The organism is Caballeronia humi (genome assembly GCF_001544475.1).
In the GTDB taxonomy this organism is placed as follows: Bacteria; Pseudomonadota; Gammaproteobacteria; order Burkholderiales; family Burkholderiaceae; genus Caballeronia; species Caballeronia humi.
In genome coordinates this window covers 87,776-100,510 of record NZ_FCNW02000021.1, presented here as the reverse complement: position 1 = coordinate 100,510, position 12,735 = coordinate 87,776, and the positions used below count along the sequence as shown (strand labels likewise).

The window sequence follows — 12,735 nt, the reverse complement described above, 5'->3', positions numbered from 1 at the left end:
GCGGGCAGTTTCAGCGACAACGTTTCCGAACCGCCATCGACTTCACGCGACACCGTGGCTTTGCCATCGGCGACCACGACTTTCGAGGCAAACGTCGCTTGCGGCAGGCCAGCTAGAGCAGCGAGCATCTGACCGGTTTGGTTCGAGTCGTCATCAATCGCTTGCTTGCCGAGGATGACGAGTTGCGGCTGCTCCTTATCCACCAGCGCCTTCAGGATCTTCGCGACCGCCAGCGGCTGCAATTCCTCAGTCGATTCGACGAGAATCGCGCGATCGGCGCCAATCGCCATCGCGGTACGCAGCGTTTCCTGACATTGCGTCACGCCGCAGGAGACCGCGACGACTTCAGTCGCCACCCCCGCCTCACGCAAACGCACCGCTTCCTCGACAGCAATCTCATCGAACGGGTTCATCGACATCTTCACGTTCGCGATATCGACGCCGCTGCCGTCCGATTTCACGCGCACTTTCACGTTGTAGTCGACCACTCTTTTCACTGGCACCAGTACCTTCACGCTTTATCCTTTGGCAGCGATACGCCGCGCACGATCGATGATGGGTTTGTCGACGAGCTTGCCATCGACGGCGAAAGCACCCGGCGGGTTCTGCGCGAGCTTGTCGAGCACGCGCTGCGCCCACGCCTTGTCCGCTTCGCTCGGCGCGAAGCCACTGTTCACCGCGTCGACCTGTTTCGGATGAATGCACAGCTTGCCGCCGAAGCCAAAGCTGCGCCCCAGCGCGACGTCTTCAACGATGCGCGCGGCGTCGTCGATGGCGAGCGTCACGCCGTCCACGGGCGCCGGCAACCCCGCATGACGCGACTCGAGGACGAACGCCGAGCGCACTGTATCGAGCTCGCGCCCCATGCCTTCGATGCCCGCGTCGACGCAATAGTCGAACGAACCGAAGGCAAGCCGCGCAACCGGTTTTGCATTCGCGATATCCCGCATCTGCACGACGCCCGCGACGCTCTCGATTAGCGCCACCAGCGCCACACCGGTGCTGCATCGCGCGGCGATATCGTCGAGTTGCTGCGCGCTTTCCGCCTTCGGCACCATCACGTTGACAAGCGCTGCTTCACGCAACATCGCGACATCGTCGTCGTGCCATACGGTGCCGAAAGCATTGACACGCACCATCACGCGCGCCTTGTCGCCCTCGCTCAACTCCGATGCCAGCCAGCGCGCAAGCCCCTCGCGCGCGGCAACTTTGGCATCGGGCGACACGGCGTCTTCCAGATCGATCACCACCTGATGAGCGGCGCTTGCGAGCGCCTTGGCGAAGCGTTCGGGCCGGTCGCCGGGCACGAACAGATAACTGCGCAAAACCATGCGTGTCTCCTTCCTCGATTCAAGCGGAGTTCCAGCCGCGCTGGAACGTCTCCGAGTACGTGTAGCGGTCGGCGGGATGGATATTGATCGAGCCTTCCACCATGTCGCCGCGCCGGTTGAGATAACGGCGGCACACCCAGAGCGCCGGCGAACGCGCCTTCGCGTTGAGAAGCCGCGCGACCGCTGGCGGCATGGCGATCGCGCGGATCTCCTGCTGCACCTGCGCGATCTGCTCGCCGAACTGCCGCTCGATCATCGTGAAGAGCGGCGTGTGCAACTCGTCCATGTCGACCTTGAGCGAGCGGAACGCGGGATGAATATAGGCATCGGTATGGCAGATCGGATCGACGCTATCCGGCGAACGGCGCAGACTCCTCACATGCAGCCAGGTCTCGCCGGGGTTGGCGCGGAGCAACTCGCACACGGCATCGTCGACGAGCGGTTCCGTCTCCTTCGACAAGATCTCGAGAACCGTATCGGCCGTATAGCGCTGCAGGTCGCTCAACTGCTGCATCACCTGCGTATAAGCGCCTTCCGACTTCAACGCCTTCACGGTCGTGCCGACGCCCGGTTGACGCACCACCATGCCGAGCTGCACGAGTTGCTTCACGGCCTCCCGCACCGTCGAGCGGCTCGCGCCGAACTGCTCGCAGAGTTCGAACTCGGTCGGGATCGTCGAGCCGACGGGATAGCGGCCGTTCTGGATTTCGTTGACGAGCGTCTGCGCCAGTTGCATGTAACGCGGCTGCTGACCGAGTACGGTGACCATCGATGTGCCTGAACGTGAAGAGGTGGACGGACGCATGCTCCCGCCGACCTCCCGTGCCTGGCTCACTGCGTTTTGCATGCAAGCCTCATTGCACCACGGCCTGGTCACGGAGCGCAGCGATTCTGCCAGCATCGTAACCGAGTTCCGTGAGCAGCCGGTCTGTATCGCGCCCCAGTTCGGGCGCCGCCTGCATCGGCAACCGATCGCTCACGCGCACCGGCGCCGCCACGCCGCGAATGCCGCCGAACTGCGGGTGCTCGGCCGTCACCACGCTGTCGCGCTCCGCGACGAACGGGTTGTCGAGCGCCTGCTTCACGTCGTACACAGGCGCGGCGGGCACGCGTCCGCCCAGTCGCGCGAGCCATTCTTCCGTGGTGGCCGTCGAGAGCGCGGCGTCGAGTTCCTTTTCCAGTACGTCCCGGTTCGCAAGCCGCGCCTTGAAGTTGCAGAAGCGCTCATCGGTGATCCACGACGGCTTGTCGAGCACTTCGGCTAGCACGCCCCAGAACTTTTCCTTGTTGCACATCAGGAAGATCCAGCCGTCCTTCGTCTTGTACAACTGGCTCGGCGTCAACGACGGATGCGCCGAACGTCGATCGCGACCGGTCACGACGTCGCCGTTCAGATACCACGTCGCGACGTACGCGAGGTTATGCAGCGCGACGTCGAAAAGGCTCACGTCCACGTCGCGCCCCTGTCCCGTCGCGCGCGCCTCGACGATGCCCGCGAGCAGCGCCATCGCGGCGGTCGTGCCGGTCATCAAATCGATGATCGAAAGGCCGAAGCGCGCGGGCGGGCTTTCAGGGTCGCCGGTCATCGAGAGATAGCCGGCTTCCGCCTGCATCAGGTAGTCGTAGCCGGGCCACGAGGCGCGGCTGCCGGTACGCCCGTACGCGGACAAATGGCCGCATACGATAGCCGGGTTCACCTCCCGCAACTGGTCGTAGGTCAGGCCGAGTTTCGCGGGCAAATCGCCGCGCAGGTTGTTGAATACCGCGTCGCTCGTTGCAACGAGATCGCGCAGCACCTGCCGCGCTTCTTCCTTCTTCAGGTCTAGCGTGAAGCTCGACTTGTTCCGGTTGAATGCCTCGAAGAAGTGGCTGTCGCCTTCGCCGAAGAAGTGCGGGCCGACAAGCCGCGCGACGTCCCCGCCTTCGCGGAAATTCTCGATCTTGATGATCTCCGCGCCAAGGTCCGCGAGATGCTGGGTCGCGAACGGGCCCGCGCCATATTGTTCGACGGCGACGATGCGTACGCCTGAGAGCGGCAGACTCATACGGGGTTCCTCTCGATCAGTTGCTTGGCGATGATGATGCGTTGCATCTCGTTGGTGCCCTCGCCGATGACGAGTAGCGGCGCATCGCGATAGAGACGCTCGACGTTGAATTCCTTCGAGTACCCGTACGCGCCGTGGATACGCATCGCTTCGGTGGCGTTTTCGAGGCCCGCTTCGGTCGCGAAGTATTTCGCCATGCCTGCTTCCATGTCGCAGCGTTCGCCGCGATCGAAGGCGCGCGCGGCGGCGTCGGTGAGCAGGCGCGCGGCGTGCACGCGCGTCGCCATTTCGCCGAGCTTGAGCGCGATCGCCTGGTGCTCGCAGATCGGCTTGCCGAAGGTCTTGCGCTGCTGCGAATACGACACGGATTCATCGAGCGCCGCCTGCGCGATGCCGACGCCGCGCGCCGCCACGTTGATGCGCCCGAGTTCCAGTCCGTTCAGAATCTGCTTGAAACCGCGCCCTTCGACACCGCCGATCAGCCGCGACACCGGCACCCGAAAATCGGTGAAGGTCAGCTCGCACGTATCGATGCCCTTGTAGCCGAGCTTCGGCAGCTTGCGGCTCACTTCGAATCCCGGTCCTTTTTCGATAAGAAGCAGGCTCATGCCGCGATGCCGCGGTTCGGCTTTCGGGTCGGTCTTGACCAGGAGCGCGAGCGTGTTGCCGTAGAGACTGTTGGTGATCCACGTCTTGTTGCCGTTCACTACATACTCGTCGCCTTCGCGGCGCGCAGTGGTGCGGATTGCCTGGAGGTCGGTGCCGCAATCGGGCTCGGTGAGACCGATGCCGCCGCGCAGTTCGCCCGTCGCCATGCGCGGCAGGAATTCGCGCTTCTGCTCTTCGGTGCCGTTGCGCTGCACGGTCATCGCCATGATGACGTGCGAATTGATGATGCCGCTCACCGACATCCACACCGCCGCCATGCGGTCGATGATCTTTGCGTAGGTCGAGGTGGAAAGACCGAGGCCGCCGTATTCCGGGGCGATCAGACAGCCGAAGAGGCCCATCTCCTTCATCTTCTCGACGATCTCGTGCGGATACTCGTCCGCTGCTTCCAGTGCGTGCACGTAGGGTTTGACTTCGGACTTCAGGAAGCGCTCGAGCATGTCGAGGATGAGCGCCTCGTTCTCTTCTGCATCCTGCGCGTGATCGATATCGACGGTTGCCATCTGAACTCCTCAGTCGGGTTGACGCAGAATGTCTGCGAGCGTTGCGACGCTCGTTTGCTCGAGTCCGAGCACGGCGTCGCGTACCTGGTCGGCGCGCTCGCGCGACACGACGCGCAGTGCGTTTTCATAGAACTTTTCGACGATGCCGTCGTTGGTCATCGGACGGTCCGCCGAGCCGCGGTTGATCGCCTCGCGATGCGCCAGCCGCCGGCCGTCGCGCGTGTGAACGATCACCTCGCCCGTGTAATGACGCGGGAACGTCGTCTCCGTATCGACTTCGTAATCGACGCGCTTCGTGAGGGAAAGCACGGCCGGATCGGCAAGCGCGGCGGCGTCGAGATCGTCGAGCGTGAAGCGGCCTTTCAGCAGCCCCGTCGCGACGATGTAGGGAATGCTGAACTGCGCGTCGTAGCTGTTCGCCGGATGCTTCTTGTTGGCCACCGGCTCGCACACCACGTCGACCACCGGGCCAGGCACGCGCACGACGACCTTCTCGATCGCGTCCGCTGCGAGACCATGCTCGCGAAAGAGCGCGATGGCGGCATCGGAGGCGGCGTGGGTGAAGTGGCATGCGGGGATCGGCTTCAGCGCGACCTGTTCGATTTCCCACGTGTCGCCGAGGCCCGCCGTCGCGATCGAGAGATCGGGCGTCGCGCCATTGGCGAGGTAGAGCGAATAGAGACCGTAGCGGCCTTCGTACGCAGCCTCGGGGCCGATGTATCCGTGCTTGGCGAGCGTCGCCGCCGTGGTCCCGCTCGATGCCGCCCAGCCTGGGTGGAGACGCTTGGTCCACGCGCCGTCTTCGAGGAACTCGAGGCTGCCAGCGCACATCGAGAGCACGATGCCCTGCGCATGCATCGCCGCGCCTTGCGATAGGCCCAACAGCCTTGCCGCCGCAAGCGAACAGCCGAACGCGCCGACGAGCCCCGTCGGATGAAAGCCCACCTTGTGGAAGCCACTCTGCGCGACCGATCCGACGCGCGTCGAGACTTCCATCGCGACCACATATGCAGCGAGCATGTCGGCGCCGCTCGTCTGTTCGCGCTCGGCGAGACCGAAGGCGCACGGCAGCGCGCTCGCCGTCGAATGGATCACGCCGCGTGAATGCGTGTCGTCGAAATCAAGGCCGTGTACGAGCAGGCCGTTGAGCAGCATCGCATCACGCAGCGCCAGCTTCCCGGACCGGCCGAACACGGTCGCTTTGCCCTCGCCGAGATCGCGCATCGCGGCGAGCGTGACGCCAGCGTAGTCGAATGTCGAAGTGGCGAACGCGAGGCCGATGCCATCGAGGATCAGATGCCTGGCACGCTCGCGAACGACCGACGGAACGTCGTCGATGCGGAGCTTCAGGGCGAAGTCCGCGAGGGTCGCGGAAATGCGCGCGTCTTCAGAGTGTGCGTTCATCGTGCTACGTCTCCGTTTTGAAGCGCAAAGAGTTCATCGTCGATCACGGAATCCGGCGACACCGCTTCGAGCGAGTATTGGTTGGCATCGACGCCGAGTGTCAGGATCGCGATCACGAGCAGCAGCAGTACGCCCGACACCATCACGAGCACCCCCAGCACGCCGAACTGTGCATACAGCAGGACCGCGCCGTACGACGTGAAGATCGATGCGAGCCGTCCGCACACACCGGCCGTGCCCGTGCCGCGCAAACGCAACGAGGTCGGGAAGAGTTCGGGCACGTAGCTGAAGAGACCGAGCGTCACGATCACGTAGATGCACGTGACGAGCGTGAATCCGACACAGGCGATCGCCGCGTTCGCCACCATGTGCGAATAGACGAAGCCGAGCACGATGGTCGCAAGGCTGAACGCAACGAGGCCCTTGGCGCGCCCCATGCGATCGGCGCAGAAAAAGCCGAGCAGTGCGCCTGCCGGAGCGCCGAAGGACATCAGCATCGTGAACCCGAGCGAGGTCACAACGTCGCGGCCTTCCTTGACGAAGAAGGTCGGCAACCATGCGACGAAGCCGTACACCGCCACGTTCACCGCAACCACCGTGATGGCCGCCGTCACGGTCCGGCCGATCATGCCCCGGCGCAGCAGAGCGCGGAACGGCTGCGCCGGCACTTCGAGGTTCTGCGTGCGGGAGCATGGCGGGAGCGCACCGTGTTGTGCTTCGACTTCGCGCTCAATCGCGCTGACCGTTTCCTCTGCTTCCTTCAGACGGCCGACCGACTCTAGCCAGCGCGGCGATTCGGGCATCGAATGACGCAGCACCCAGACGATCACCGCGCCGATGCCCGCGATGCCGAACATCCAGCGCCAGCCGAGCGCGGGGATCACGACATAACCGACGCTCGTAGCGATCAGCAGGCCCGAGTTGATCATCAGCGCGAGAAGTGCGGTCCAGCGTCCACGATGCGCGGGCGGGATGAACTCGCACAACGTGCCGGCTGCAACCACGAGCTCGGCGCCAAGGCCGATGCCCATCACGAAGCGCAATCCGATGAGCCAGTAGATGGACGGTGCGAAGGCCGCGGCAATCGACGTAAGTCCGAAGAGCGCGAGGTTGATCTGGTACGACGAACGGCGGCCGAAGCGGTCGCCGAGATAACCTGAAAAGCCCGCACCGATCAGCATGCCGAAGAAGCCGGCCGATACGAAGATGCCGTTCAGTTGCAGCGTCGAGAAGCCCTGCTTCACCATCGCGGCCGATACGCCGGCGGCGAGATAGACGTCGAATGCATCGAGTGCCGCGCCCGCGCCGGTGAGTCCGAGGATCTTCCAGTGAAACCGCGCCATCGGCAGTCTGTCTAGCCGCGCGCCTGCGCTAACGTTCTGGTTCACAGATGTCTCCAATACTGTGAGATGAGATCGAATCGCTGCCCGTGTCTATGCCGGGTCGGTATCCGTTCGAGCGTGCGCCGGCCTCTTTGCCGGTCGCGCGTTGCGTCAGTCGCCGGTGCCGTGGCCGCGTTTTGCGATCAGTGCCGTACGCACGAAATCCATGACGGGCGAACCGTCCTGCTTGAACGCCCGAGTATGGACCGTGACGATGCCTTGCGTCGGACGCGACTTCGATTCGCGCTTGTCCAGCACTTCGGATTCGGCGTAGAGCGTGTCGCCGCAAAAGACGGGGCCGGTCAGCTTGATTTCTTTCCAGCCGAGATTGGCGATGGCCTTGCCGCTGACGTCGTTCACAGACATGCCGAGGACGATCGCGACCGTCAGGCCGCTATTGACGAGCAGTTGGCCGAATTCGCTTTTTGCGGCGTGCGCGGCGTCGCAGTGCATCGGGTGGAAGTTCATCGTGAGCAGCGAGAACTGGATATTGTCCGATTCGGTGATCGTGCGGCCCGGCCGGTGCTCGTAGATGTCGCCGACGGTGAAGTCCTCCAGATAACGCCCATAGCTCGCGCGATAACGCTGTCCGCCCATGCTCTCTGCCCGCATCATGTCCGTCTCCTGTATTGCTTGGTTGTTTGTACGGACAAAGTATCTGCCTGGGCGGTTCCTGATGTCAAGGTGGGTGGGGTAAACACTGGCGTTTCGTCGCGGCGGACGTTCGTGCGCCGGTCTGTTCTGTACCGGCGCAATTCGGACGCTTCACGATTCGCGTGACTCAATGACCGGAATAAATCGAATGTCCCAGGGCGCTCATTTGCGCCGGGGCCGAACTTGACGCCGTGCCGTCCGCTGCTCCGCCGTAGGAAGTTGCAGCGGGATTCGACGTCTGCACCCTGGCTTCGGCGGCCTGGATCTTCGCCGGGTAGTACGGGTCGTTCATGCTCGGACGATAGCCGGCGTTCTCCAGTTGAACGAGCTCGGACTTGACCTGCGCGCGGGTAACCGGCTGGTCCGTGCTCTGCGCGAAGGAACTCAAGGGCGATGCGAGTACAAGTGCAGCAGCGATGAAGCAAGCGAACGATTTCATGATGTTGACCTCTTTGGTTGGTTTCAGATCGGCTTCGCCCTGCGCGAGTGAAGCCAAAAATCATCTCGTCTTTCGATGACGATCAGACAGGTTCATTCTGCGTTGCGACGTATGGCGCCATGCTGACGCTGCGGTTACGAAATTGATATCTGCGACTGCGGCAACGCTGTTAAATGACGCGCGCGTCATGTGGATGCCGCAAGGGGGTCACGAAGTGACGAATGTCGGTCGTTCACGGCGGACGCATGAACCTGTTGACTGCCGCTCCCCCGCCTCCCCCTTCGGACGAAGGCGCCGGACGAACGGGCTGGGGCAATGGTCGACTCCGAGGCCTGCACCCACGTTCGCACTGGACGGGAGTCCTGCGCCGGTGCACCGGTATAAGGGCACGTCGCCGCGCGCGTAGTTAGACGGGGACCGCGCGTGCTTGCCCTCGGCGATGCGGTCAGGATCATGCGGCGGCGAAGCTGCCTTGCGAATCGGCGCGAATCGAACTCTGGGACGCGGCGCCGCACGGCTTGCAGGTGACCGTCGCGCTGGCGGTGCCTTGTCACTAACCGGAGCTTGAGCACTTGTGTCGCTGCTTGACCGACAACGCAAAGCAAGGACGGTATCGCGCGCGAGCGCGACTTGTGCAAGCGAACACAGCATCAGCGCCACAAACGTCTTCGTCAGCAATCGGTTACTGCGCGCGAAGGTATGTTTCGATGGCTACGGCGTTCACTGTCCGATCTCCTGCCACCGCAGGATCGGATGCGTACCGCCTACGGGAATCACCCAGGTTCCGGACGGGCTGAAGTCCCAGGTCGGCCCGAAACTCGACGCCATGCTCATTTGAGCGGTCGTCAACCCATTCGCGGCTGGCACTGGCGTGCCTCTGAGCACGCCCTCGGTCGCGCCGGATATCTGCGCGTTCCAGAAGACGTCGTTAGCGATCGTGCCGTCGTTGTTGCTGGCAATCCCGCCTACGACTTGCGGAAACGTATGCGGAACTGCGGCGGATGCGGCAAAGGATTCACTGATTGTGCCTTGATTGTCGTTCGCGATGCCGCCGACGTCGGGCGACGCGGAGCTTCCGGTCCAATAGGATTGCGTGATCGTGCCGTTGTTGGTGCTGACGAGGCCGCCCCCGTAGGAACGGCCTGCTCCGCCAAAATTGCCCGTCGAGAACGACTGGACGATCAACCCGTTGTTGATAACGGCGAGGCCGGCGCTCGCATCTGCCCCGCCAGCACTCACGCTGCTCGACGAACGCTCGATGGTGCCGTCGTTCTGTCCCACCAAACCGGCTGGGGCTGGTCCGGCAAAAGCCTGCTGCGCCGCCCCGGACGTATGCGAATTGCTGATGAGGCCCTGGTTCAAGCCCGCAAGAATGCCGACCGGCCCGGGCACGGCGGCATTTGAATACGCGTTCTCCACGCTCAGATTGCGCACGACGCCTGTCGTGCCGATCGCGTTGAACAATCCGGGATTAGTTTGCGCGTCCTCGGTGGCGCGAAGAATCACGTTGCTTATCACGTGGCCCATGCCGTCGAATTGTCCGGTGAACGCGGCATTCGCAGGACCGCCGATCCCTCTGAATTCATCCGTGGACACCGAAAAATCGATGTCCTTGCCGAGCGCATACACCCCTGAAAGATGGTTCGACACGTTCTCCAGATCCGCTCTGGAATTGACGAGCTGATAAGCGGTGAACTGCGAACGCAGGCCGCTGAAAGGTGCCGGATTCCACACGGCGTTGCGCTTCACCGTTCCAGCCCTGTAGATGCCGTTCGAATCGTAAAGCGCTGCAACGACGCCTGTTCCGCGCGACCAGTCGATGGTGCCGCGATTGATGACGCTTCCACCGTTGTTGCTCCCTTTCGAATCTGCTCGCAGGGTGAGATTGCCCGTGCCTGTATTGCCGATCGTCGTCATCGGGCCGATGTGGATCGTGCGCCGCGCGTCGAGCGTGAGCGATGCGCCGCCGGTCCATCGAAGCGTCGAGACCATGCTGATGTCGCCGGTCGCGGCGGTGGTATCGATCTTCACCGACGTCCCGCCTGACAGTACCTGCGCAAACACTGCGGCACTGAGCGGACCGGCGGTATAGGCCGGCGTGGTGAGGTTCCATTGCGCGGCATCGATGGTCACATTGTCGAAGTGAAATGCGGCGCCGTTCATATCGACGGTGCCGCCGCTGCCATCGGCGTTGGCAGCGACGATGTCGCCATGCGCGTGCACGGCGCCGCCATCTGCGACGAGCCATACGTGGCCATCGCGGACGGCGGTGCCAGTTGCGCGCAGTTCGCTATGGCGTCCAGCGAGGGCAAAGACGTTGCCGTCGGCGGCCTGCAGGCTGATCTGGGCAGCTTTGATCGTTCCGGAGTTGTAGACGCTCGCATGGCTGCCGCTTTGAACGAATACTTGAGGTCCGCCGGTGTTGTCGTGGAGGAGCACCTGCCTTCCAGCGGCAAGCTCGACTGTACCTTTAGGCGCATCGATCTCGCCGCGATTCTCGACGCGATTGCGCGAAATCAAAAAGACATCGCCACCGCTCGAACTGATCTTGCCGAGATTCAGCACGACGCCGTTGCCGATTGCCTTGAGTGTCAGGTCGTCACCGGCCATGAACGCGTTGGCGTCGACTGCGAGCGTGGAGGCTACGAAGCGGCCGCCGCTCGATACCACGCCACGCAAACCAACGACGACGCCTTGCGGGTTGATCAGATAGACGCTCCCCGTTGCGCTGAGTGTGCCGTCGATCAATGAAATACTTCGGCCCGCCACGCGATTCAGCGTCGCCCCGCTGCCATTGTCGACAACGACGCGATTGCCGCTGCCGATCGAAAAGCTGCTCCAGTCGATGACCCCGCGCGACGACGTCTGCGATACAAGGATCGACGTGGCTCGCGTGTCGATCAAACCGAGTCCCGCAGAAAAATGTCCGCCTTGGGGAAGCGGTCCCGCTGCGAAGACGCTCGAAGCGCATGACGCGCTCACGATAGCGGCAGTGACCTGCACCAGCAAGAAGGCGCTTTGTGTCAGGACCGTCCGCTTTCTGTTGCACGCCGTCAAGACAGCGGCAAGACGAAAGTCACCTGCGTGATCTGCTTCAATCGTGAACATTGTCCACCTCGACGCAACAGTCTCGTTGCACGTCGCATGCATTGCTGATGTTGAGAGGCGTTGAAAACCTCAGCAATCGATGATGCGCCGCATGCCCGTCGAAGGTCAACAGACTTGAAGCCAGGAAATCACACCTTCTGTCCTTTGCGTCCCGCCCGCGCCTTCTGCGGCCCGGGCGGCGAAGCCAGGCCCGCTACGGCTTCCCCCGACTGAATCAAAAACTCCCGAAACGCGTTCGCAACCTGAGGCAAACGCCGCTCCGACATATGCACGACATGCCACGCCCGCTCGATCGGCGTCGAAGGCACAGGAAGCCTCACGAGCAATCCCGCCTGCATCTCGAGCGCGCACGCGTGCAGCGAAAGAAACGCCACGCCGAGTCCGGCTTCGACGAGCTGCTTGATCGCCTCGTTGCTCGACAGCTCCGACGCCGCGTGCAGCTTCAACCCGGCCTCCTTGAATAGCCCTTCGATCGCGACCCGCGTCCCCGATCCGCGCTCCCTGACGAGCAGGTTCGCCGATTCGAGATCGCTCAGGCTCAGACGCTTCGCGCGCATCAGCGGATGCGACGGCGCGGCGATGAACGCCATCGGGTGCTTTGCAAACGGCGCAGCGCTCGTGCGCAACTCGCGCGGTTGCCGTCCCATGATCGCGAGGTCGATCTCGTTCGTCGCGAGCATGCGCACGATGTCGTCGCGATTGCCTATGCGAAATTGCAGCTTCACACCCGGTCGTTCCTTCGTGAATCTGACGAGCAGCGGCGGAACGAGGTACTCCGCCGTCGTGATGGCGCCGATGCGTAAAGTGCCGCCGAGTTCGCCACGCAGCGCCGCCACTTCCTCACCGGCCTCGTTCCAGAGGCTCAGGATCTCGTTCGCGTAGCGCGCCATCACCTCGCCTGCTGCGGTCAGTTGCACCTCGCGCCCCACCCTGCGCAGAAGCGGTGTTCCTGCCGCCTCGCCCAGCAGAGACATCTGCAGCGACACCGCCGGCTGCGTGAGATGCAGCTCCAGCGCGGCTCCCGAGATGCTGCCGACGCGGGCGACGGTCTGTAGTGTGCGCAACTGGCGGAAGGTCGTCGTCTTTAACATTGGTATTAGTGAAAACTTATGAGTCGGTGATAAATACTCAATAGCGCAAATATTTTAGCGAACTTATATTTTTCCCACGACGTCGTCAAGCGCGCCCCGGCCCGCCGCG

General features: G+C 63.1%; 11 protein-coding genes. All 11 read right to left on the bottom strand.

The window, feature by feature from the left end:
* Positions 1-515 (bottom strand): electron transfer flavoprotein subunit beta/FixA family protein (locus tag AWB65_RS19525; RefSeq protein ID WP_087668712.1); only part of this gene is annotated, 515 nt, incomplete at its 3' end.
* Positions 516-518: 3 nt separating this feature from the next.
* Positions 519-1,331 (bottom strand): HpcH/HpaI aldolase/citrate lyase family protein, encoded by an 813-nt coding sequence (locus AWB65_RS19520; RefSeq protein ID WP_087668702.1) that lies wholly within the window; start codon positions 1,329-1,331, stop codon positions 519-521.
* Between the two features lie 19 nt (positions 1,332-1,350).
* Complete coding sequence (locus AWB65_RS19515) at positions 1,351-2,100, bottom strand: GntR family transcriptional regulator (RefSeq protein WP_087668701.1); 750 nt, start codon at positions 2,098-2,100, stop codon at positions 1,351-1,353.
* 85 nt (positions 2,101-2,185) lie between these two features.
* A complete protein-coding gene (locus tag AWB65_RS19510) occupies positions 2,186-3,376 on the bottom strand; it encodes a CaiB/BaiF CoA transferase family protein (protein WP_087668700.1) in 1,191 nt (396 codons plus the stop codon).
* Complete coding sequence (locus AWB65_RS19505) at positions 3,373-4,548, bottom strand: acyl-CoA dehydrogenase family protein (protein ID WP_087668699.1); 1,176 nt, start codon at positions 4,546-4,548, stop codon at positions 3,373-3,375. The genes AWB65_RS19510 and AWB65_RS19505 overlap by 4 nt, the downstream gene beginning before the upstream one ends.
* Positions 4,549-4,557: 9 nt before the next feature.
* A complete protein-coding gene (locus AWB65_RS19500) occupies positions 4,558-5,952 on the bottom strand; it encodes an MmgE/PrpD family protein (RefSeq protein ID WP_087668698.1) in 1,395 nt (464 codons plus the stop codon).
* A complete protein-coding gene (locus AWB65_RS19495) occupies positions 5,949-7,295 on the bottom strand; it encodes an MFS transporter (RefSeq protein WP_200821747.1) in 1,347 nt (448 codons plus the stop codon). Before AWB65_RS19495 ends, AWB65_RS19500 begins: the two co-directional genes overlap by 4 nt.
* Positions 7,296-7,445: 150 nt before the next feature.
* Positions 7,446-7,946 (bottom strand): MaoC family dehydratase, encoded by a 501-nt coding sequence (locus tag AWB65_RS19490; protein WP_087668711.1) that lies wholly within the window; start codon positions 7,944-7,946, stop codon positions 7,446-7,448.
* 169 nt (positions 7,947-8,115) lie between these two features.
* Entirely contained in the window at positions 8,116-8,427 is a 312-nt protein-coding gene (locus AWB65_RS19485) for a DUF4148 domain-containing protein (RefSeq protein ID WP_087668710.1), read from the bottom strand.
* A 720-nt stretch (positions 8,428-9,147) separates the two neighbouring features.
* Positions 9,148-11,535, bottom strand: coding sequence for a two-partner secretion domain-containing protein (locus AWB65_RS19480; protein WP_087668696.1), 2,388 nt, complete (start codon positions 11,533-11,535; stop codon positions 9,148-9,150).
* Between the two features lie 128 nt (positions 11,536-11,663).
* Positions 11,664-12,626, bottom strand: a complete 963-nt coding sequence (locus AWB65_RS19475) for a LysR family transcriptional regulator (RefSeq protein ID WP_087668695.1) — start codon at positions 12,624-12,626, stop codon at positions 11,664-11,666.
* Positions 12,627-12,735: the final 109 nt, after the last annotated feature.